Origin of the sequence: Pseudomonas sp. HY2-MNA-CIBAN-0224, from assembly GCF_040310285.1 — a bacterium.
GTDB classification, from domain to species: Bacteria; Pseudomonadota; Gammaproteobacteria; order Pseudomonadales; family Pseudomonadaceae; genus Aquipseudomonas; species Aquipseudomonas helleri.
Genome location: NZ_JBEOPQ010000001.1, coordinates 270,317 through 292,052, shown reverse-complemented (window position 1 = coordinate 292,052; position 21,736 = coordinate 270,317). Strand labels below are relative to the sequence as shown.

The 21,736-nt window shown below is 56.0% G+C and carries 18 protein-coding genes; 13 read left to right on the top strand and 5 right to left on the bottom strand.

The annotated features are described in order from the left end of the window. Positions 1 to 702 (bottom strand): response regulator, encoded by a 702-nt coding sequence (locus tag AAEZ03_RS01540; protein ID WP_350575379.1) that lies wholly within the window; start codon positions 700 to 702, stop codon positions 1 to 3. A 179-nt stretch (positions 703 to 881) separates the two neighbouring features. Here AAEZ03_RS01540 and AAEZ03_RS01535 point away from each other — a divergent pair, with 179 nt between their 5' ends. Genes AAEZ03_RS01535 through AAEZ03_RS01525 form a run of 3 tightly spaced genes read left to right on the top strand, consistent with a single transcriptional unit; the run spans position 882 to position 5,835 of the window. Further along, positions 882 to 2,036, top strand: coding sequence for an efflux RND transporter periplasmic adaptor subunit (locus AAEZ03_RS01535; RefSeq protein WP_048371737.1), 1,155 nt, complete (start codon positions 882 to 884; stop codon positions 2,034 to 2,036). A 2-nt stretch (positions 2,037 to 2,038) separates the two neighbouring features. Further along, entirely contained in the window at positions 2,039 to 5,140 is a 3,102-nt protein-coding gene (locus tag AAEZ03_RS01530; protein ID WP_278938881.1) for a multidrug efflux RND transporter permease subunit, read from the top strand. Positions 5,141 to 5,196: 56 nt separating this feature from the next. After that, positions 5,197 to 5,835, top strand: a complete 639-nt coding sequence (locus tag AAEZ03_RS01525; RefSeq protein WP_048371741.1) for a DUF1345 domain-containing protein — start codon at positions 5,197 to 5,199, stop codon at positions 5,833 to 5,835. Positions 5,836 to 5,915: 80 nt separating this feature from the next. On the opposite strand, the gene hppD is transcribed toward AAEZ03_RS01525, so the two are convergent. Further along, a complete protein-coding gene (hppD, locus tag AAEZ03_RS01520) occupies positions 5,916 to 6,992 on the bottom strand; it encodes a 4-hydroxyphenylpyruvate dioxygenase (protein ID WP_048371743.1) in 1,077 nt (358 codons plus the stop codon). Between the two features lie 329 nt (positions 6,993 to 7,321). On the opposite strand from hppD, the gene AAEZ03_RS01515 reads away from it, so the two are divergent. The 4 genes from AAEZ03_RS01515 to AAEZ03_RS01500 all read left to right on the top strand — a co-directional run bounded on the left by AAEZ03_RS01515 (position 7,322) and on the right by AAEZ03_RS01500 (position 11,194). Next, the gene (locus tag AAEZ03_RS01515; protein WP_350575375.1) at positions 7,322 to 8,878 is read left to right on the top strand and encodes an EAL domain-containing protein; all 1,557 of its coding nucleotides are present in this window, start codon (positions 7,322 to 7,324) and stop codon (positions 8,876 to 8,878) included. A 218-nt stretch (positions 8,879 to 9,096) separates the two neighbouring features. Continuing rightward, a complete protein-coding gene (locus AAEZ03_RS01510) occupies positions 9,097 to 9,456 on the top strand; it encodes a histone-like nucleoid-structuring protein, MvaT/MvaU family (RefSeq protein ID WP_048371921.1) in 360 nt (119 codons plus the stop codon). 467 nt (positions 9,457 to 9,923) lie between these two features. Beyond that, a complete protein-coding gene (gloA, locus tag AAEZ03_RS01505) occupies positions 9,924 to 10,445 on the top strand; it encodes a lactoylglutathione lyase (protein WP_350575372.1) in 522 nt (173 codons plus the stop codon). A gap of 146 nt (positions 10,446 to 10,591) precedes the next feature. After that, the gene (locus AAEZ03_RS01500) at positions 10,592 to 11,194 is read left to right on the top strand and encodes a TetR/AcrR family transcriptional regulator (RefSeq protein ID WP_502947873.1); all 603 of its coding nucleotides are present in this window, start codon (positions 10,592 to 10,594) and stop codon (positions 11,192 to 11,194) included. A gap of 93 nt (positions 11,195 to 11,287) precedes the next feature. On the opposite strand, the gene ahpF is transcribed toward AAEZ03_RS01500, so the two are convergent. The 3 genes from ahpF to AAEZ03_RS01485 form a co-directional block, all read right to left on the bottom strand. Beyond that, a complete protein-coding gene (ahpF, locus tag AAEZ03_RS01495; protein WP_350575367.1) occupies positions 11,288 to 12,850 on the bottom strand; it encodes an alkyl hydroperoxide reductase subunit F in 1,563 nt (520 codons plus the stop codon). Between the two features lie 125 nt (positions 12,851 to 12,975). Further along, positions 12,976 to 13,539, bottom strand: a complete 564-nt coding sequence (ahpC, locus tag AAEZ03_RS01490; protein ID WP_016780891.1) for an alkyl hydroperoxide reductase subunit C — start codon at positions 13,537 to 13,539, stop codon at positions 12,976 to 12,978. 172 nt (positions 13,540 to 13,711) lie between these two features. After that, entirely contained in the window at positions 13,712 to 14,650 is a 939-nt protein-coding gene (locus tag AAEZ03_RS01485) for a site-specific integrase (protein WP_278938886.1), read from the bottom strand. A 178-nt stretch (positions 14,651 to 14,828) separates the two neighbouring features. Between AAEZ03_RS01485 and AAEZ03_RS01480 the strand changes: the two genes are divergently transcribed. The 6 genes from AAEZ03_RS01480 (at position 14,829) to arnC (ending at position 21,735) form a co-directional block, all read left to right on the top strand. After that, entirely contained in the window at positions 14,829 to 15,830 is a 1,002-nt protein-coding gene (locus AAEZ03_RS01480) for a DNA-binding protein (RefSeq protein WP_350575364.1), read from the top strand. Positions 15,831 to 15,995: 165 nt separating this feature from the next. Continuing rightward, on the top strand, positions 15,996 to 16,838 hold the full coding sequence (gene efeU, locus AAEZ03_RS01475) for an iron uptake transporter permease EfeU (protein WP_048391618.1): 843 nt from the start codon (positions 15,996 to 15,998) through the stop codon (positions 16,836 to 16,838). Between the two features lie 8 nt (positions 16,839 to 16,846). Continuing rightward, a complete protein-coding gene (gene efeO / locus AAEZ03_RS01470; RefSeq protein ID WP_350575360.1) occupies positions 16,847 to 18,040 on the top strand; it encodes an iron uptake system protein EfeO in 1,194 nt (397 codons plus the stop codon). A 16-nt stretch (positions 18,041 to 18,056) separates the two neighbouring features. Next, positions 18,057 to 19,376 carry an iron uptake transporter deferrochelatase/peroxidase subunit gene (gene efeB, locus AAEZ03_RS01465; RefSeq protein ID WP_123749084.1) on the top strand — a complete coding sequence of 440 codons (1,320 nt, stop codon included), beginning with the start codon at positions 18,057 to 18,059 and terminating at the stop codon, positions 19,374 to 19,376. 44 nt (positions 19,377 to 19,420) lie between these two features. Next, positions 19,421 to 20,245, top strand: coding sequence for an iron uptake system protein EfeO (efeO, locus tag AAEZ03_RS01460; RefSeq protein ID WP_350575356.1), 825 nt, complete (start codon positions 19,421 to 19,423; stop codon positions 20,243 to 20,245). A gap of 482 nt (positions 20,246 to 20,727) precedes the next feature. After that, positions 20,728 to 21,735 (top strand): undecaprenyl-phosphate 4-deoxy-4-formamido-L-arabinose transferase, encoded by a 1,008-nt coding sequence (gene arnC / locus AAEZ03_RS01455; RefSeq protein WP_350575353.1) that lies wholly within the window; start codon positions 20,728 to 20,730, stop codon positions 21,733 to 21,735. The last annotated feature ends 1 nt before the right edge of the window (position 21,736 follow it).

Here is a 21,736-nt window from a genome sequence, read left to right as displayed (position 1 = left end):
TCAGCATTCCCATTCCGAGCGGCTGAACAAGTAACCCTTGCCCCACACGGTTTTGATTTTGCGGGCCTCACCGGCGTCATCGTCGAACTTACGGCGCAATTTGGAAATGGCCACGTCAACCGAACGATCGGTGCCATTGAATTCGATGCCGCGCAGACGCTGCAGAATTTGGTCACGACTGAGCACTTCGCCGGCATGCCGGGCTAACACCACTAAGAGGTTGTATTCGCCGCAGGACAGTTCGATGATGTCGCCGCGCCATGTCACTGTGCGTTCCGACAAGTCGATGCACAGGTTGCCCATCAGGATCCGGTCACTGGCGACGTGAGGCTCTGCCAGGCTGCTGCGCCGCAATAAAGTGCGTACACGCGCCAACAGGACGCGAGGGTCGCAAGGTTTTGTCACATAATCGTCGGCCCCCATCTCTAGCCCCAGAACCTGATCATGACTATCGTCGCGCGCAGTCAACATCAGGATCGGTAAGCTTTCGGAGTCGGCGCGCAGCAATCGGCAGACCTGCAAACCATCCAGCCCCGGCAACATCAGGTCGAGAATCACCAGATCCGGGGGGTTGTTTCGCGCTCGATCACGCACTTGGTCACCGCGCGCAATGACATTGACCTGGTAACCATTGCGTTCCAGATAGCTGGCGATCAGTTCGGAGAGTGCAGCGTCGTCTTCGACCAGCAAGATAGTGGGCATAATAAATGCTTACAACCGGGGGAAAACCCAAAGGATATACAACCTCTCAGGGATAGGAGCAGAACCTTCACACTTTTTCACACACCGCCTACACAGCTTCACAACGCCTTTTGCGTGCTGCGCTTAGCATGCCAAGGTCTTTTACAGACTTAACCTGCATATATAAGAAGGCACGAACGTTGAAAAAGCTCTTCGTCCCGCTATGTCTTTCGGCACTGGCTTTAGCCTTGAGTGCCTGCGGTAAAACTCCGGCCACTGAAGAAAAGACGCCTGTGGTCAAGGTCAGCACTGAAGTCATCGTCCCGCAAGCGCTGTCGATCAATAACGAACTGAGTGGCCGCGTGGTTGCGCCGCGTGTCGCGCAGGTCAGCGCGCGAGTGGCGGGTGTTGTCCTCAAGCGCGCTTTCGAAGAAGGCAGCGAAGTCAAACAAGGTGACGTGCTGTTTATTATTGATCCTGCTCCGTTGCAGGCCGATCTGGACAGCGCGCAAGCAGCACTGCGCAAATCCGAGGCACTTGCCCTCCAGGCAAAGCTGCAAGACCAGCGCTACAGCGCCCTGGTCGACAGCAATGCCGTGAGCCGTCAGGACTACGACAATGCCCGCGCGCAATCGCTGCAGGCCCAGGCCGAAGTTGCCGCCAACAAGGCCGCTGTCCAGCGGGCAAAACTGAATCTGGGCTATGCCACCGTGACAGCGCCGATTTCCGGGCGTATCGGTCGTGCGCTGGTCACAGAAGGTGCACTGGTTGGCCAGGGTGAAGTGACACCGCTGGCGCGCATCCAGCAGTTGGACCCGATTCAGGTCGACCTGATGCAATCAACCCGTGACCTCGACAATCTGCGCGATTCATTCCGCGCCGGGGACTTGCAACAGGTTGGCAAGAATCAGGCACGCGTCACCTTGATCCGCGACAACGGCAGCCTCTACCCGGTACCGGGCAAACTGTTGTTTACCGATGTCAGCGTTGACCCGAGCACCGGGCAGATCATCCTGCGCAGTGAGTTTGCCAACCCGGACCGCGACTTGTTGCCGGGCAGCTTTGTCCGCGTGCGCCTGGAACAGGCGGTCAACAAGCAAGGCATCAGCGTGCCGCAACGGGCCATTCTGCGTGACAGCGCGGGGGTGGCGCAGGTGCTGCTGGTAGATGCTGAAAGCAAGGTCAAACAACAGCCTGTGCAACTGGGCGGCGTGATCAATGATCGCTGGATCGTTAACGAAGGCCTGAAGGCGGGAGACCGCATTGTGATCGAAGGCCTGCAACACGCACGTCCCGGTGAACAGGTGCAAATTGATGACCCGACACCTCCCCTCGCACACTCCACGGATCGGTGAGCATGCCGCAGTTTTTTATCGATCGCCCGATCTTTGCCTGGGTCGTAGCGTTATTTATTGTGCTGGCCGGAGCATTGGCGCTGCCGAAGCTGCCCGTGGCCAAATACCCGGTGGTGGCACCGCCGCAAGTTGAAGTGTATGCGGTGTACCCCGGCGCGTCGGCGCATACCCTGGACGAAAGCGTGGTCAGCCTGATTGAGCAAGAGCTCAACGGCACCGACGGCCTGCTGTATTTCGAGTCCCAAAGTAGCCTGGGCAGTGCCAGCATTACGGCCACGTTCAAGCCGGGTACTGACCCGGAAATGGCTCAGGTCAACGTACAAAACCGCCTCAAAGCGGTGGAGTCGCGTTTGCCACAAGCAGTTATCCAGCAAGGCTTGCAGGTGGAGAAAATCTCCTCGGGTTTCTTGATGCTGGTAACGCTGACCGCAGACCCGAGCAGCGGGCTGGATGAGGTTGCCCTCAGCGACTACCTGGCGCGCAACGTGATGAACGAGATCAAGCGCGTTGAAGGGGTCGGCAAGGCTCAGCAGTATGGCTCTGAACGGGCCATGCGGATCTGGATCGACACGCAAAAACTCATTGGTTTCAACCTTACGCCTGCGGACGTCAACCAAGCGATTGCCAGCCAGAACGCGCAAGTGTCTGCTGGCAGCATCGGAGATTTGCCGGGGCGCTCGACCCAGGAAATTACCGCCACGGTGCTGGTTAAAGGCCAACTGTCGAGCCCGCAAGAGTTTGGCGATATTGTCCTGCGCGCCAACCCGGACGGTTCCACGGTCCGGGTCAGCGATGTGGCACGGGTTGAGATCGGCAGCCAGGAATACCAGTACGGCACCCGCCTGAACGGTAAGTCGTCCAGCGCTTTCAGCGTGAAATTGGCGCCAGAAGCGAACGCCTTGAGCACCGGCAATATGATCCGCGCCAAGATGGATGAGCTGAGCCGCTACTTCCCTGAGGGCGTTGAGTACAAGATCCCTTATGACACCACGCCGTTCGTCAAAGTCTCGATCACCAAGGTGGTGTACACCCTGATCGAAGCCATGGTGCTGGTGTTTGCCGTGATGTTCCTGTTTTTGCAGAACATCCGTTACACGCTGATCCCGACCCTGGTGGTGCCTGTGGCCCTGATGGGCACATTCGCCACGATGCTGGTCCTGGGTTTCTCGATCAACGTACTGACCATGTTCGGCATGGTACTGGCCATCGGGATTCTGGTGGACGACGCGATTGTGGTGGTAGAGAACGTTGAGCGGATCATGCTCAGCGAAGGCTTGCCGCCCCGCGAGGCCACGCACAAGGCCATGACGCAAATTAGCGGGGCGATCATCGGCATTACTCTGGTACTGGTGGCCGTGTTCATTCCCATGGCGTTTATGCCGGGCTCGGTGGGCGTGATCTATCAGCAGTTCTCGGTGGCGATGGCAACCTCGATTTTGTTCTCGGCGTTCTTGGCCCTGTCGCTGACCCCGGCCCTGTGCGCGACACTGCTCAAGCCCATTGCCAAGGGTGAGCACCATGCCAAGGGCGGCTTTTTTGGCTGGTTCAACCGCAAGTTTGAGCGTCTGTCTGAAGGCTACGAGCATTGGGTGGTGCACCTGATCAAACGCAGCGGCCGTTATCTGTTGCTTTACGGTGCCTTGCTGGTGGTGCTGGTGGTGTGTTTTGCGCGCCTGCCCTCCTCTTTTCTGCCCGTTGAGGATCAGGGCTTCATCATTACTGATATTCAGTTGCCGCCGGGGGCCAGCCAGGGCCGGACGATCGCGGTGGCCAAGCAGATCGAAGCTCACTACGCCGAAGAGCCCGGGGTCAGCAACGTGACCATGATTCTGGGCTTCAGCTTCTCGGGTAGCGGACAGAACGCCGCGTTGGCGTTTACCACCTTCAAGGACTGGTCGACACGTGGCATCAAGGATTCCGCTTCGGCCATTGCAGATCGAGCGAACGCCGCGTTTGGCGAGCTCAAAGACGCGGTGGCGTTCTCCATTCTGCCGCCTGCGGTCAGTGGTTTGGGCACCTCCAGCGGTTTTGAATTGCGCCTGCAAGACCGTGGCGGTGTCGGTTATGACGTGCTGATGCAAGCGCGAACCGAGTTGATGGCCCTGGCCGAGAAAAGCCCGGTGCTGGCCAACGTGCGCGAAGACTCCCTGGCAGAAAGCCCGCAAGTGCAACTCGAAGTCGACCGTAAACGGGCCAATGCACTGGGCATTTCGTTTGCCGACATCGGTAATGTGCTGTCGACCGCCGTGGGCTCTGCCTACGTCAACGACTTCCCCAATCAGGGGCGCATGCAACGGGTTGTCGTACAGGCTGAAGGCGATCAACGCAGCCAGGTTGAAGACCTGCTGAAGATCAATGTGCGCAATAATCTGGGGAAAATGGTGCCATTGTCGTCGTTTGTCGAAGCGCGCTGGATTCAAGGCCCGTCGCAGATGTCCCGCTACAACGGTTATCAGGCGGTGAGTATTTCTGGCGAAGCAGGCCCGGGCCACACAACGGGTGAAGCCATGCTTGAAATGCAACGCCTGGTTGATCAGTTGCCGGCAGGCATCGGCCTTGAATGGACGGGGTTGTCGCTGCAGGAAAAGCTCTCCGGCTCTCAGGCGCCGTTGTTGTTGGGCCTGTCGTTACTGGTGGTGTTCCTGTGCCTTGCGGCGCTTTATGAAAGCTGGTCGATCCCCACCGCAGTGCTGTTGGTAGTGCCTTTGGGCGTGCTCGGTGCGGTGTTGGCGGTGACGTTGCGCGGCATGCCGAATGACGTGTTCTTCAAAGTGGGCTTGATTACGATTATTGGCTTGTCGGCCAAGAATGCCATTTTGATCATCGAATTCGCCAAGACCCTGTACGACGAAGGCCATGACCTGGTTGAGGCCACGGTGAAAGCCGCCCGCCTGCGTCTGCGGCCGATTGTCATGACCTCGCTGGCCTTTATTCTCGGCGTTGTGCCTCTGGCGATTGCCACGGGCGCCAGCTCGGGCAGCCAGCAAGCCATTGGTACAGGCGTTATCGGCGGCATGATCGTCGCCACATTGGCCGTGGTATTTGTGCCGGTATTCTTTGTGGTGGTGATGAAACTGACCCGCAGCAAACCGCGTAAACGTTAACGCCTGCTTCACGTGCTAAGGTTCGGCAATGCCCAGTAACATGGATTGTATTGACGATGCCGCACCTTGCACGCACTCACCCTCGCCTGACCGCTGGCACCTTATTGGGGCTGGCGGTCGGCATCTTTAATCCCGCCACCTCGTTGACCACCAAGTTTCTGTTGGGCTGGAACGCCGGTGTCTGGCTGTACTTGCTCCTGACCCTGTGGCTGATGCTTCGCTCTAAAGTGGGCGACGTCAAACGCACCGCAGAAATAGAAGACGAAAATGCCAGCATGGTGCTGTTCACCGTGAGCTTCGCGGCTGTTGTCAGCCTGGCGGCGATTACCCTCGAACTCACCGGTAACAGCCAACTGCGTCACTCTGAGCAATTGCTGCATTACGCCTTTACCGGGCTGACTGTGGTGGGTTCATGGCTGATGATCGGGGTGATTTTCGGCCTGCACTATGCGCGGCTGTTTTATAACAATGAAGGGACGGAGCCAGCCTTGCGCTTCCCCGAAGGTGAATTGAACCCGGATTATTGGGACTTCATGTATTTCTCTTTCACCCTGAGCGTTGCGGTACAAACGTCAGACGTAGAAGTCGCTACCCGCGAGATGCGCAAAGCAGTGCTGGGCCATTCGCTGCTGGGGTTTTTGTTCAATACGGCAGTACTGGGGTTTTCGATCAACATTGCAGCGGGGCTGTTTTAACACCAACCGCCGAACGTACAGGAGCGAGCTTGTCTCGCGATCTTTAGCGTGTTTAAAAGATCGCGAGGCAAGCTCTTTACTTAGTTGGCTTCAAGCACGCCACGACGAATCTGGTCGCGCTCAATGGATTCGAACAGCGCCTTGAAGTTGCCCTCGCCAAAGCCATCATCGCCTTTGCGCTGGATAAACTCGAAGAACACCGGACCCATCAAGTTTTCCGAGAAGATTTGCAGTAACAGGCGCTTGTCACCTTCAACCGACGAGCCATCCAGCAGAATACCGCGCGACTGCAGCGCTTCGACCGACTCACCATGGTCAGGCAGACGACCTTCGAGCATTTCGTAGTAGGTGTCTGGCGGTGCGGTCATGAAGCGCATGCCGATTTTTTTCAATGCGTCCCAGGTCTTGATCAAGTCATCGGTCAAGAAGGCCACATGCTGGATGCCTTCACCGTTGAACTGCATCAAGAACTCTTCGATCTGACCAGAGCCTTTGGACGACTCTTCGTTCAACGGAATACGGATCATGCCATCCGGTGCGGTCATGGCCTTGGAGGTCAAGCCGGTGTATTCGCCCTTAATGTCGAAATAGCGAATTTCGCGGAAGTTGAACAGCTTCTCATAGAAGTTAGCCCAGTAAGCCATACGGCCGCGATACACGTTGTGGGTCAGGTGGTCGATGATCTTCAGCCCTGCTCCCACTGGATGACGCTCAACACCTTCAATAAACACGAAGTCGATGTCATAAATCGAACTGCCTTCGCCGTACCGGTCAATCAGGTACAACGGCGCACCGCCGATGCCTTTGATGGCAGGCAGGTTTAATTCCATCGGGCCGGTCGGGATTTCGATAGGTTGAGCGCCCAGCTCCAACGCGCGGTTATACGCTTTTTGCGCGTTGGCTACGCGAAACGCCATGCCACATACAGATGGCCCGTGCTCTGCGGCGAAGTAGGAAGCAACGCTGTGCGGCTCGTTATTGAGGATCAGGTTGATATGGCCCTGGCGATACAGGTGCACGTCTTTGGAACGATGGGTGGCCACCTTGGTGAAGCCCATGATTTCAAAGATAGGTTCGAGGGTATTGGCTACTGGCGCTGCGAATTCGATGAATTCAAAGCCCATCAGGCCCATTGGGTTTTCGTATAGATCGGCCATTTTGGCGCCTCATCAGAGTCATTTTTACAATTAACAGTAGGTTATTTGCCAAGAATGCTGAGGGACACAGGTGGCGCACAGGAGATCCCGCGTACACTGCGCGCCAGGAAATCTCCGTAGATCAGTTGAAACCCGAATATCTTCATTTACCCATCTCTTACGCGGTGGTGACGCCTGATGACAGGGGTCATTATTCTTGTATGCGTAAGCGGATTCTACATGGCGTAATCATGTTTGTCTTACATCATGTGAAATGACCCTGAACCAATGCTAGGCTTTGTCTATTCATCTCACCTTGCCGCAGTCGCCATCAGTCCTCGGGATCTTGAATGCAATTAACGCTCAAACGGACCCGAAAATGGACCGATCGCTACGCGCTGGTCGTACTCAGCGCGTTACTGCCCATCGTCCTCGGTGTTTTTATCATTGTCTGGCAGGCCAATCGATCACTGATATCAGAAGCCAGTGATACCGCTAAAGAGGCCGTTCGCCAATTCGATCTCATGTTGGACAATGCCAAGCTGGCCGCAGATTTTGTATCCCCTCTCGCAGGCCAGCCGTGCGAACAGGTTGAACTGGACCTGCGTGAACAGGTGACGCGCCGCCCTTTTGTCCGCTCAGTGAATCTGGTCTGGAATAACCAGATTTATTGCACATCCCTGTTTGGCAACTTTAAAGAACCGGTCAATGCGGCTGACTATAACAACGGCGTGTTGTGGCTCATGCCCGGCAACGCGGTTACGCCAGACCAGCCGCTGCTGGTTTATCGCCGCGAAAAAGACCAGGCCGGTGCCATTGTCAGCCTCTACGGCCTGCACTTGATCAATGTCTTGAGTCTAATCAACCCGTACACGCAAATGATGTTTCAAGTGGGCAACAATTCCATAGACCGCTACGCAGTGGTCCGCAATACACCGTCTGCACCTTATCCTGTTGCATCTGTAAGCGTGTCGTCTGCGCAATATCCTTATCGCGTCATAGCAGGGTTTAGCGAAGGCACGCTATGGCGTTTTATTAAAGCTCGGTACTTGGGCTTATTGGCCCTGTTTGTATTTTTGGGCTGCGTTTCTGGCGCGACTGTTCTCTGGCTACAAAAGCGTATGTCTTTATCCTCCCCCACCCACGAGCTGCAACGCGGGCTTGAAGCCGAGGAGTTCATTCCTTACTTTCAGCCAGTGGTGCGCAGTGACACACAACAATGGGCCGGTGCCGAAGTCCTGATGCGCTGGCAACACCCAACTGAAGGGTTGGTGCGGCCTGATTTGTTTATTCCACTGGCGGAACACTCGGGTCTCATTGTGCCGATGACCCGTTCACTGTTTCGTCAAACTGCACAGTTACTGGCGCCTCACGCCAACAGCATGGCGCCGGGCTTTCACTTGGGCTTCAACATTAGCGCTCATCACTGCCACAGCCTTGAACTGATAGACGATTGCCGTGCGCTGCTTCAGGCATTCCCGCCGGGACGCATCACGTTGGTACTGGAGTTGACTGAGCGCGAGTTGGTGATACCCAGCGTGATCACCCACCAGTTGTTTGCCGAGCTGCGCGCGATGGGGATCATGATTGCGCTGGATGATTTTGGTACCGGGCACTCAAGCTTGAGCTACTTGCACGAGTTCAATGTCGATTACTTGAAGATCGATCAAAGCTTTGTCGCCATGATTGGGGCAGATGCATTATCCAGCCCGATCCTAGACAGCATCATTGACTTGAGCGCCAAGCTGAACCTCGGGCTGGTGGCTGAGGGCGTCGAAACACAAGAGCAAAGTGAGTACCTGGCACTTAAAGGCGTAGAGTTTTTGCAGGGGTATCTATTTGCCCGTCCGTTAACCGCCGACGATTTCATTAAGTCTTTAATGGCGCAACATCGAGTGTCGGTTTAAACGCTCAAGATGATTCTTCAGCAAAAGTGAATATCGGCTGGCGCACGGAAAAATGACAACTACAATTTCGATCAGGTTGAAGTTTATTGACAGTCAATAACAAAGCCCTCGTGTTTCGGCTGAACTGTTGACTCGGGTCTCTGTCTACCCCTTGCTGCCTCGCCTCATTAATTCACTTCGGCCCTGTCAATGCCGAAGCCATGACCGGAGTAATGACCTTGTCCAGACTTGCTGAATACCGTGCTGCCGAAAAGGCCCTTCAAGAACAAATGGCTCAGTTGGAAGCCTTGAAGAATGATGCCGGGCTTAAAAAAGAAATCGAGTTTGAACAGAAACTTAAGGCGCTGATGAGCTCTTACGGCAAAGGCCTGCGAGAGATTATTGCCATTCTGGATCCAAACCCTGCAGCTGCGCGCCAAACAGCAGCACCAAAACAGCGCAAGGCTCGTGTTTTAAAAGTCTATAAAAACCCGCACACCGGCGAATTGATTGAAACCAAAGGTGGTAATCACCGTGGTTTGAAGGCATGGAAAGAACAATACGGCGCAGCCACTGTTGAGTCCTGGGTACGCACTTAATGCTTTAGTAGTATTAAAAACCCTGCCTGGCAGGGTTTTTAAATATCACTAAACCCAGACATAACTAACGTGACTTACAGACAGTGTGAGGCCCGTGTAACACGCGCCGTTAAGCAAAATGTTAATAATCACTCACGATCAATTGTCACAATGATGACCCTCGCAGAAGACACAATAAGCCCATTTCCCGAGAACGGAGTCTCCCCGGATGAAAGGCCAAATTAACCGATGCCCTTTCACAGTTTTTTCACACGATTCATCACAGGATAGAGCCTGCTAAAGGACTAGCGCCCCATGCCCGCTTCGGCGGGCTTCTTTTTGCCTGAATTTTGCCAATCCCCCTCCCCGCACTGCCGCGGAACATCCCAAACAACGATCTTTTGTTGCCCACGGGGTTCGCGCAGGCCATCACATTCCGTATCATTCGTGCATCGACTGTTTACCCATGCATCACTTTCGGAGGGTTCATGAGCCTGCAAGAGCTGAACAACGTCCCTGGCGTAACCGCACAACCGAATAGCGCTACCCAACAATTCGTTTTCAACCACACCATGCTGCGCGTCAAAGACATCGAGAAATCCCTCGATTTCTACACCCGCGTCCTGGGCTTCTCGCTGCTGGAAAAGCGCGACTTCCCGGAAGCCGAATTCAGCCTGTACTTTCTGGCGCTGGTTGATAAAGCCCTGATCCCGGCTGACGATGCTGCCCGTACCGTGTGGATGAAGTCGATCCCAGGCATCCTGGAGCTGACTCACAACCACGGCACCGAAAATGATGCCGATTTTGCTTACCACAACGGCAACACTGACCCGCGTGGATTCGGCCATATCTGCATCGCGGTACCTGATATCGTCGCCGCCTGCGAGCGCTTTGAAGCCTTGGGCGTGGACTTCCAGAAGCGCCTGACTGACGGCCGCATGAAATCTCTGGCCTTTATCAAGGACCCGGACGCCTACTGGGTCGAGATCATTCAGCCGACCCCGCTGTAACGTTCGCACGTCAAAAAACCCATGATCGCTCATGGGTTTTTTTACGCCTGAAACATGAGCGTTGTTCAGAAGCGATCAAGCCCGTAGCATTAGATACGCCACGTATGTTGTATGGATTGAATTGGATTCAGGAGATCTGCGCCTCTATGGTACGAACACGCAAAGAGATGATCGAAGACACGCGGCACAGGCTTTTGGCAGCAGGCAGGCAAGCATTCGCGAGCAAAGGTTATGCCGAGTCCTCAATGGATGACTTCACTGCCAATGTCGGCCTGACCCGTGGAGCGCTTTATCACCACTTTGGCGACAAGAAAGGCTTGCTTGAGGCCGTCATCCAGCAAATAGACGCCGAGACGTCTGTACGCCTGCACGCCATTACCGCTCAGGCGAGCTCCACCTGGGATGGCTTTCTCAATGAAAGCATCGCCTACATGGAGATGGCGATAGAGCCGGAAATCCAGCGTATTGTGCTGCTAGATGGCCCCGCAGTACTGGGCAACCCTGCCCTGTGGTCAAACCAGAACGCCTGCATTCAGGGCACCATGGAGTGCCTGGAAAAGCTGAAAAGCGAGCACGTCATCCAGGACATCGAGGTTGAAGCAACAGCCAGGCTGTTGAATGGTGCCACATTGAGCGCCGCCTTGTGGATCGCCGCTGATCCACAACCACTGGCCGCACTGGAGAAAGCAAAAAATGCATTCGTCGCGCTGGCCAATGGTTTGCTGAAAGATTCAAGCCCCAAGGCGTAATCCATGTTGCACACAAAAAAAGCGCAGCCCGTGGGCTGCGCTTTTGTTTACTGAGAGGCTTTGCTAACGCAACGCGACTCTAGTGCCGAGCAATCAATCCGGCGCCGATGTGCGGATCAAGTGATCGAAAGCGCTCAGAGAGGCTTTGGCACCTTCGCCGACCGCAATCACGATCTGCTTGTAGGGCACGGTGGTCACGTCACCGGCAGCAAAGATCCCGGGGATCGATGTTTCACCGCGAGCATCAACCACAATCTCGCCGCGTGGCGTCAGCTCGATGGTGCCTTTGAGCCAATCGGTGTTAGGTAGCAGACCGATCTGCACAAAAATACCTTCCAGCTCGACGGTGTGCAGCGCTTCTGTCGCACGGTCTTTGTAACGCAGACCGTTGACCTTGTGCCCGTCACCGGTCACTTCAGTGGTCTGGGCGTTAGTGATCACCGTTACGTTTGGCAAGCTGTTGAGCTTACGCTGCAACACGGCGTCAGCGCGCAACTTGGTGTCAAACTCGAGCAATGTCACGTGTGACACAATGCCTGCCAGGTCAATGGCCGCCTCGACACCCGAGTTACCACCACCGATTACCGCAACGCGCTTGCCTTTAAACAGCGGGCCGTCACAGTGCGGGCAGTAAGCCACGCCACGGCTGCGGTATTCCTGCTCGCCCGGCACATTCATTTCGCGCCAGCGGGCACCGGTCGCCAGAATCACGGTCTTGGCTTTGAGCGAAGCACCACTGGCGAATTTAACTTCGTGCAGCTCGCCCGCTTTGCCCGGCAACAGCTTGTCGGCACGTTGCAGGTTCATGATGTCGACGTCGTATTGCTTGACGTGTTCTTCCAGGGCAGTGGCCAGTTTCGGCCCTTCGGTTTCCTGCACCGAGATAAAGTTCTCGATCGCCATGGTGTCGAGCACCTGGCCGCCGAAGCGTTCTGCCGCCACACCGGTACGAATCCCTTTACGCGCAGCGTAGATGGCTGCAGCAGCACCGGCTGGACCGCCACCGATAACCAGCACATCAAAGGCTTCTTTGGCGCTGATTTTTTCGGCCTGACGCTCAATGGCGCTGGTGTCCAGTTTGCCAAGGATCTCTTCCAGGCCCATGCGGCCCTGACCGAAGTTAACCCCGTTGAGGTAAACGCTCGGCACCGCCATCACTTGACGCTCGGTGACTTCGTCCTGGAACAGCGCGCCGTCAATCGCCACGTGGCGAATATTCGGGTTCAACACTGCCATCAGGTTCAGCGCCTGCACTACATCTGGGCAGTTCTGGCATGACAGCGAGAAATACGTCTCGAAGTTGAACTCACCTTTGAGGGAGCGGATTTGTTCAATCACTTCGGCACTGGCTTTCGATGGGTGGCCGCCGACTTGCAGCAGGGCCAGCACCAGCGAAGTAAATTCGTGGCCCATCGGGATACCAGCAAAACGCAAGCTGATATCGCCGCCTGGACGGTTCAACGAGAACGACGGTTTGCGCGCATCGTTGCCGTTTTCCAGCAAGGTAATCTGGCTGGAGAGGCTGGTAATTTCTTTTAACAGGTCATGCATTTCACGGGATTTCGCACCGTCGTCGAGAGACGCAACGATCTCGATCGGCTGTGTGACCCGCTCCAGGTATGACTTCAACTGTGCTTTTAGATTGGCGTCCAACATACGGGCGATCTCCTAACTGTTTAATTCTGTGTCAAAAAAAACGCCCGAGCGAATGTCGCCCGGGCGTTTTGAGGGCGATGCTGCTGACAACTCAGGTGCGGATCACCGCCCTAGTCTTCACAGACTTAGATCTTGCCAACCAGGTCCAGCGAAGGAGCGAGGGTGGATTCACCTTCTTTCCATTTAGCTGGGCATACTTCGCCTGGGTGAGCAGCAACGTACTGAGCAGCCTTGATTTTGCGCAGCAACTCGGAAGCGTCACGGCCAACACCGCCGTCGTTCAGTTCAACGATTTTGATCTGACCTTCCGGGTTGATCACGAAAGTACCGCGATCAGCCAGGCCTGCTTCTTCGATCAGAACGTCGAAGTTGCGGGAGATGGTCAGCGTAGGGTCGCCGATCATGGTGTACTGAATTTTGCCGATGGCTGGCGAAGTGTTGTGCCAGGCAGCGTGAGCAAAGTGGGTGTCAGTCGACACGCTGTAGATTTCCACGCCGAGTTTTTTGAACTCTTCGTAGTTGTCAGCCAGGTCTTCCAGCTCGGTTGGGCAAACGAAGGTGAAGTCGGCTGGGTAGAAGAACACTACAGACCACTTGCCTTTCAGGTCAGCGTCCGACACTTCCACGAAGCTGCCGTTTTTGTATGCAGTAGCTTTGAACGGTTTTACTTGGCTGTTGATGATAGGCATCGTTGACTCTCCGTCAGGGTTGAAAAGTTGATGGGGTGAATCCTAACAACTCATTTCGTATCTGGCTCATTGGTAAAGCTGATGCTCACGATTGGTTTTGACTATCAGCCGACCCTATAAATAGTCAAAAACTAAATATGGACCGAATGGCCGGCTTTCAAGTTGACGTCGATCAGCTACCAATGCGTTTTTCAGCGGTCATGCTCATCCCGGCAAACGGGGTGGACTCAACATAGCGCATGGCTGACTTGATGTCTTTCCAGCCGACGTAATTCATCAGCGACTTCAAGTCCCATCCACTTTGATGCGCCCATGTTGCAAAACCGCGACGCAGCGAGTGACTGGTGTAATGTTCGGCTGAAATACCGGCGCGCTCCAGCGCCTGGCGCAGCAGCGGGATCACGCTATTGGCGTGCAAGCCCTCCTCACTCAGATTGCCCCAGCGATCAATCCCCCTGAACACCGGGCCACGTACCAGGGCTGCTGTATTCAGCCATTCGATGTAAGCCCGCACCGGGCATAGCCTCAGCAGCGCCGGGGTTTGAAAGGTCTTGCCCAGATTGTCGCGATCACTTTTGCTGCGCGGTAAATACAAGGTAATGCCTGAGCCTGCCACCGCCTGCACGTGCTCGACTTGTAAGCGACACAACTCATCGCTACGAAACCCGCGCCAAAACCCCAGCAGGATCAACGCCGCATCGCGTCGCGCGCGCAGCAGCCCCGGTTGATCCTCATTGACCTGCGCGATATTCGCCTCACTTTCAAGCCAAGCAATGACTTGCTCCAGATGCTGCAACTGTAGCGGCGCAGCTTGTTTCTCTTGGGCCGGATGCAGCGCGCGAATGCCCTTGAACACTTTGCGCACCACTGGCGACTTGGTCGGGTCGGCAAAGCCCTGGCTGTTATGCCACTGCGCAATCGCGGATAGACGCAGCTTGAGCGTGTTGATCGACAACTGCCCAGCGTGCGCAACCAGATAGTGCGCCACGCTGTCGCTGGTGGCGGGCAAAAAGCCGCCCCAAGTCACTTCGAAATGCTCGATGGCTGCCCGATAACTGCGACGGGTGTTATCGCGGGTCGCGGCGTTTAAGTAGCGATCCAGCTCGCTCATGCCCTGTTCTCTTGGTTGACGTACTGAAATAGCGCCTAAAAAACGGCTCAGGCGCTATGACACGGGATAATACCAGTATATCCCGCCTCAAAATCAGCAATTAAAAACAAAAATAAAGTGCTAATATAGTACGTAATTACAGGGTACATACCACAGTACATAATCGTAGGAGAATGCAATGGCTCGTGGCGGCGTAAACAAGGCGGTGGTGCAAATAGCGCGCACGGCGATACTGGCTCGCGGCGAACACCCCAGCATCGATGCAGTACGGATTGAAATGGGCAACACCGGGTCGAAAACCACGATCCACCGCTACCTAAAGGAGCTCGACGAGACTGACTCCCGGCGTGGCGTGCAGCACGAACAGCTAGGTGATGAGCTAAGTGAACTGGTCGCCCGCCTTGCCCAGCGCCTCAAAGAGCAGGCACAAGAGCCGATCGACCGCGCCGAAGCGCACTACGAGCAGCTCAAAGCAGAGTTACGCGATCAACTGGCGCAAGCGCAGCAAGACCACCTGCAATTGCAGAAAGAGCTGGACATCCAGAGCACGGCCTTGCAGCAAGAAACGGCGAACCTGGAAGCCACCCGCTCCATGCTGCAAACCGAGCAAACGCGCAACGCCGCGCTCAACCAGGCGTGCAGCGATTTCGAGTTGCGCCTCAACGACCGCGACGAGCAGATCCGCTCACTGGAAGAAAAACACCTGCACGCCCGCGATGCGCTGGAGCACTACCGCAGCGCGACCAAAGAGCAGCGCGAGCAGGAACAGCGCCGCCACGAAGGGCAGTTGCAACAACTACAAATGGAATTGCGCCAAGCGCAGCAAAGCGCGCTGGTGCGCCAAGACGAAATCACCCAACTACACCGCGATAACGAACGCGTACTCAGTGAAAGCCGCGCATTAAGTAAAGAGTTGAACCAGGCCAGCGATCAGCAGCACAAGCTGAGCAACCTGAATGAACGACTGACCGCACAACTGAGCCAGCAAGAAAGCGAACGCACATTGCTGCAAGAACGCTTGCGGGTCGCCACCCAAGAAAGCCAGGCATTAAAAGAAGCGCAAAACCAGGCCCTTGAAGCCAGCGCAGCTTTGACATTAAGAGCCCTGAAGGCCGAGGCGGCGCTGGAGACCCTCACTGCCAGCCTAAGCAATACTCCAAAAGAGGCTACCGACCTTTAACCCATCAGCAGGCTTGCCCGTCAGCGCCACCAACTCCACGTGCAAGCCCAAGCCCAGAACATGCGTTCAGCAACCGTTCAGCCAATGAAATCGATTCTTGTTTAGCAATACGTATCAGTATGTTACAAATTAGCCACTACTAATTCGTGACGCGGTGCTCTCTTCATGCTTGTTCCTTTTCTGATCATGCTGCGCGAGGGCATTGAAGCCGCGCTTATCGTCGGCATTATTGCCAGCTACCTTAAGCAAACCGGGCGTGGGCAGTGGATGCCAGCGGTATGGATCGGGGTTTTCCTTGCCGCAGCCTTGTCCCTGCTGGTCGGTGGCGGCCTGGAGTTGATGAGCGCCGAATTCCCGCAAAAGCAACAAGAACTGTTTGAAGGCATCGTCGGCTTGATTGCCGTCGGCATCCTCAGCTCGATGGTGTTCTGGATGCGCAAAGTCGCGCGCTCCATTAAAAGCTCGCTGCACACCTCCCTTGATCATGCCCTTGCCGGTTCCAAACATCAGGTCACTGCGCTGATCGCCATGGTGTTTTTTGCCGTGGCCCGTGAAGGCCTGGAAACCGTGTTCTTCCTGCTCGCGGTTTTCCAGCAAAGTGAAGGCCCAGCAGCGCCTTTGGGCGCCCTGCTCGGTTTGATCCTGGCGATCTTTGTCGGTTTTGCGATCTACACCGGCAGCATGCGCCTGAACCTCGGCCTGTTTTTCCGCTGGACCGGGCTGTTCATTCTGGTGGTAGCGGCGGGCATTCTGGCCAACTCAGTCCAGGCCCTGCACGAAGCCGGCTTGTGGAATGCCCTGCAAGGCGTGGTGTTTGACATCAGCAGCACGCTGCCGATGGACGGCCCGCTCGGCTCGGTCCTCGCTGGCATGTTCGGCTATCAAGATGCGCCCACCGTCAGCGTGCTCGGCGCCTATGTTATTTATCTGGTCGTGGCCCTGGTGATGTTCTTCCGCTCCCCGCCCGCGCCAAAGGTTGCCCAACCCTCTTCAGTGACGAACTCATAAGGTCCTGCATGTCTACCCCTGCAAGCGGTACACCCCCTCGCGCACTGCGCTGGGCGGTGGCCGGCTCGGTGATCGTTATGATCGCGGCCGGCGGTTTGTTCTATTACGCCTCGCAACTGGCCGCCGCCAAACGCAAGGTTCACAGCAATGAAATCACCGTAACGATCCACCCGCACAGCTGCGAACCGAATGAGCTGACAGTTCCGGCAGGCTTTAACAGCTTCCGCATCGTCAACGCCTCGGAACGCGCGGTGGAATGGGAAATCCTCGACGGCGTACTGGTGATCGAAGAGCGCGAAAACATTGCCCCCGGTTTGAGCCAAGTGATCAATGCCACGCTCAACCCCGGTGATTACGCCATTACTTGCGGCCTGCTCAGCAACCCGCGCGGCAAGCTCCACGTCACACCGACCGCCGAATCTGAAGCCAAGGCCAAGGCACGCCCATCAATGGTGGCGTTTATCGGTCCGCTGTCTGAGTTCCGGGTGTACTTGAGCAGCCAGAGCAACGCGCTGATCAAGGCGGTAGAAGCTCTGTCGCAAGCCATCAGCAGTGGCGACCTTGCCCAGGCGCAAACACTCTATGTACCGGCGCGCGAGGCTTATCAGCGCTTGGCACCCGCCGCGCAACGCTTGGGCGAACTGGACAACACCCTGAATGCCCGCGCCGACTATTTTGAAAAACGCGAGCAGGATCCGGGTTTCAGCGGATTCCATCGTCTCGAATATGGCCTTTTTGATCAACGCAGCACCCAGGGCCTGGCGCCTGTGGCCGAACAACTGCAAGCCAATGCGGCGCTACTCAAGCAGCAACTAATGGCGCAATCACTCCCGCCCGAGCAGTTAGTCAGCATCGTTTCGCGCACGCTGCACAACATGGCCGACACCCGCGCCACCAGCGGCGAAGAAGAGCGCTACAGCCATATCGACCTCAACGGTTTTGCCGCCAACCTGCAAACCACCCGCAAAGTGGTTGACCTGTTGCGCCCACTGCTGGCCAAAAACAATGCTGACATCTTGCTCAACATTGATAACGCCAGCACTGCACTCGACACCGAGCTCGACACCTTTAAAACCGCACAGGGCTACGCCACGTACGACACGGTAAGCGCCGCCCAGCGTCAAGCAATCAGTAACAAGGCCAAGGCTCTGGCCGATGCACTCGATGGAATCGATCCAGCCCTCGGCCTTTCAGGCCTGTAATGCAGACGAGACGTACATGAGCGATTCAGACAACACCCAGAATGAGATCAACCTGCAACGTCGTCGCGTACTGCTCGGCATGGGCGTCGCCGGCGCCGCGCTGGCAGGCAGCGCTCTGAGTTGCCCGGCCATGGCCGCCAGCGGTGCAGCCAATGCGCAAGTGACTCAGGCACCCAGCAGTGACAAGACCCAGGATCATCACGAGTTCCACGGCCAGCACCAAAACGGCATCGTCACGCCTCGCCCGGCCGCCGGCATGCTGGTGTCCTTTGATGTACTGGCCACTGATCGTGCAGACCTCGAACGCCTGTTCCGCACCCTGAACGAACGCATCGCGTTTTTGACCAAGGGCGGCCCGGTGACACAAGTCGACCCCAAACTGCCACCCACCGACTCAGGCATCCTCGGCCCGGTGGTTACGCCTGACAACCTGACCGTGACGGTGTCGGTCGGAGAGTCGCTGTTTGATGAGCGTTACGGCTTGGGCAGCGTCAAGCCCAAACACCTGAGCCGCATGCAGGGTTTTCCCAACGACGCGCTGGAGCCTGCCTTTTGCCATGGCGATTTGAGCCTGCAATTTTGCGCCAACACCGCCGACACCAACATCCACGCCCTGCGCGACATTGTTAAAAACCTGCCAGACCTGCTGCTGGTGCGCTGGAAGCAAGAAGGTACAGTACCGCCGCAAGCGCCCACCAAGCCGGGCGTACCCCCGCAGAGCGCGCGCAACTTCCTGGGTTTTCGTGACGGCTCAGCCAACCCGGATTCCAACGACAACACCCTGATGAACAGCATCGTCTGGGTCCAGCCAGGCAGCGACGAACCCAAGTGGGCGGTCGATGGCAGCTACCAGGCGGTGCGCATCATTCGCAACTTTGTCGAACGCTGGGACCGCACGCCGCTGCAAGAGCAGCAAAGCATCTTCGGCCGCAACAAGGCCAGCGGCGCACCGATGGATGGCCATCACGAAACCGACGTGCCGGACTACAGCAAAGACCCCGAAGGCAAGGTCACCAAGCTGGATGCGCACATCCGCCTGGCCAACCCGCGCACCGCCGAAACCAGCAAAAGCTTGATCTTGCGCCGCCCGTTCAACTACTCGAACGGCGTCAACAAGAACGGCCAACTGGACATGGGCCTGCTGTTTATCTGCTACCAGAGCAACCTGGAAAACGGCTTTATCGCCGTACAGACCCGACTCAATGGTGAGCCACTGGAGGAATACCTCAAGCCGATTGGCGGAGGTTACTTCTTTACCTTGCCGGGCGTACGCGACGACAAGGACTTTATTGGGCGCTCGCTGCTGAATGCCGCAGCCCCCCTGACTCGAACTTGATTTCACCCCCCCAACCTGAACCTAAAACAAACCGGAAAAGTCCCATGAAGAAGACGCCGCTCGCACTGTTTATCGCTCTAGGTTTGCTCCACACCCCGCTCTCGGTATTCGCGGCGAATGCACCACTGGACCTGGTGCAACCTGTATCGGACTACAAAATTTACGTCACCGAAGAAATCGACACGCTGGCGCAAGAAACCCAGAAGTTCACCGACGCCATCAAAAAGGGCGACCTGGCCACTGCCAAAAAGCTCTACGCACCGACCCGCGTGCATTACGAGTCGATTGAGCCGATTGCCGAACTGTTCAGTGATCTCGACGCGTCTATCGACTCCCGGGTTGATGACCATGAGAAAGGCGTGACCGCTGAAGACTTCACCGGCTTCCACCGCATCGAATACACCTTGTTCTCCGAGAACACCACCAAGGGTCTCGATGTGCTGGCCGACAAACTCAATACCGACGTCAAAGACTTGCAAACCCGCGTTGCCGGTCTAACCTTCCCGCCAGATAAAGTCGTGGGCGGTGCGGCCGCGCTGATGGAAGAAGTGGCTGCGACCAAGATTTCCGGCGAAGAAGACCGCTACAGCCATACCGACCTGTATGACTTCCAGGGCAACGTAGACGGCGCGAAGAAGATTTTCGACCTGTTCCGTCCGCAAATTGCGGCCAATGACAAGGCCTTTGCCGATAAGGTCGACAAGAACTTCGCCACGGTTGACAAGATCCTGGCCAAGTACAAAACCAAAGATGGCGGTTTTGAAACCTACGACAAGGTCAAGGATAACGACCGCAAAGCGTTGGTTGGTCCGGTTAACACCTTGGCCGAAGACCTGTCTACCTTGCGCGGTAAGCTGGGCTTGAATTAAGCCTGCTTGAGTGGCGCCATCCTGTGTGACGCATGTCACAAATCCGCAGGTTGGCGCTGCTTTTTTTCGTCCGTTAAAAAAAGTCTTTTTTTGTGTAATGACTGATTTGGGTCATTGTTTAAAATCGCTAAAACCTCATCCTTGTCACCCGATACATTCCCCTCACACTTTTACCCATAAAGCCGCGGGCCAAGCGCTACACGGGGTTTCCTGAATAGCACCTGTCTACCCCCTAAAAAACATGGCCTTTTGATTCAACTTTCATAGGTTTTTCACACCTCTGCGTTTAACGTAGAGGGCAGCTTTTAGGATTATCGAAAATAGTTTGTAAGAAAAATCATACAGATAACGTAGTTCGATGACTTTACCTTCGTCAGTTTTAGGCTTTAATGCCTGCAGGCGTAGTCTATGTATCGCGCCTGAACAGGCCGACTTCTCAGACAAGTCATCTTGTGCCATTGAAACTGACTGGAACGAATACCTTGAAACCCTACCCTATCCAGTGCGTGTCGATCGTCATTCCGGTCTACAACGAAGAAGAGAGCCTGCCTGAGCTGCTGCGCCGTACCGAAGCAGCCTGTGCCCAGCTTACCCAAGCTTACGAAATCGTACTGGTCGACGATGGCAGCCGGGACAAATCGGCGCAAATCCTGCAAGACGCTGCCGAGCGTGAAGGCAGTTCCGTAGTGGCGGTGATACTCAATCGCAACTATGGACAACATGCCGCCATCATGGCCGGCTTTGAAAATTCCAAGGGCGATGTGGTCATCACCTTGGACGCTGACTTGCAAAACCCTCCAGAAGAAATCCCGCGTCTGGTTGCCCAGGCAGCCTTGGGCTATGACGTGGTTGGCACTGTGCGCAACAACCGTCAGGACTCGGCCTGGCGCCGCTGGCCTTCGCGCCTCATCAACCTGGCCGTACAGCGTTCCACCGGCGTTGCTATGAGCGACTACGGCTGCATGTTGCGCGCCTATCGCCGTTCAATTGTCGACGCGATGCTGGCGTGCCGCGAGCGCAGCACCTTTATCCCGATTCTCGCCAACAGCTTTGCCCGCCACACCACCGAGGTGCTGGTGCAGCACGCTGAGCGTGAACACGGCGATTCGAAATACAGCCCGATGCGCCTGATCAACCTGATGTTTGACTTGATCACCTGCATGACCACCACCCCCCTGCGCCTGCTGAGCATCATCGGCTTCAGCATGGCCTTGCTGGGCGGTATATTCGCCATTCTGCTGATCGTATTGCGCCTGATCTTTGGCGCAACCTGGGCGGGCGACGGCACCTTCGTGCTGTTTGCCGTGCTGTTTGTGTTCACCGGCGGCCAATTCATTGGCATGGGCCTGCTGGGGGAATACCTGGGACGTATGTACAGCGATGTACGTGCACGGCCACGGTTCTTCATCGAGAAAATCGTCCGCGCTGAACCGGCCACTGAAACTGCTACACCTTGCAACTCGTCTTCTTCTACTTCGACACAGGTCTAAC

Coding starts and splice junctions, on each gene's coding strand:
- AAEZ03_RS01540 (WP_350575379.1), bottom strand. CDS start 702: ATGCCCACTATCTTGCTGGTCGAAGACGACGCTGCACTCTCCGAACTG.
- AAEZ03_RS01530 (WP_278938881.1), top strand. CDS start 2,039: ATGCCGCAGTTTTTTATCGATCGCCCGATCTTTGCCTGGGTCGTAGCG.
- AAEZ03_RS01525 (WP_048371741.1), top strand. CDS start 5,197: ATGCCGCACCTTGCACGCACTCACCCTCGCCTGACCGCTGGCACCTTA.
- hppD (WP_048371743.1), bottom strand. CDS start 6,992: ATGGCCGATCTATACGAAAACCCAATGGGCCTGATGGGCTTTGAATTC.
- AAEZ03_RS01515 (WP_350575375.1), top strand. CDS start 7,322: ATGCAATTAACGCTCAAACGGACCCGAAAATGGACCGATCGCTACGCG.
- gloA (WP_350575372.1), top strand. CDS start 9,924: ATGAGCCTGCAAGAGCTGAACAACGTCCCTGGCGTAACCGCACAACCG.
- AAEZ03_RS01500 (WP_502947873.1), top strand. CDS start 10,592: ATGGTACGAACACGCAAAGAGATGATCGAAGACACGCGGCACAGGCTT.
- ahpF (WP_350575367.1), bottom strand. CDS start 12,850: ATGTTGGACGCCAATCTAAAAGCACAGTTGAAGTCATACCTGGAGCGG.
- ahpC (WP_016780891.1), bottom strand. CDS start 13,539: ATGCCTATCATCAACAGCCAAGTAAAACCGTTCAAAGCTACTGCATAC.
- AAEZ03_RS01485 (WP_278938886.1), bottom strand. CDS start 14,650: ATGAGCGAGCTGGATCGCTACTTAAACGCCGCGACCCGCGATAACACC.
- AAEZ03_RS01480 (WP_350575364.1), top strand. CDS start 14,829: ATGGCTCGTGGCGGCGTAAACAAGGCGGTGGTGCAAATAGCGCGCACG.
- efeU (WP_048391618.1), top strand. CDS start 15,996: ATGCTTGTTCCTTTTCTGATCATGCTGCGCGAGGGCATTGAAGCCGCG.
- efeO (WP_350575360.1), top strand. CDS start 16,847: ATGTCTACCCCTGCAAGCGGTACACCCCCTCGCGCACTGCGCTGGGCG.
- efeB (WP_123749084.1), top strand. CDS start 18,057: ATGAGCGATTCAGACAACACCCAGAATGAGATCAACCTGCAACGTCGT.
- efeO (WP_350575356.1), top strand. CDS start 19,421: ATGAAGAAGACGCCGCTCGCACTGTTTATCGCTCTAGGTTTGCTCCAC.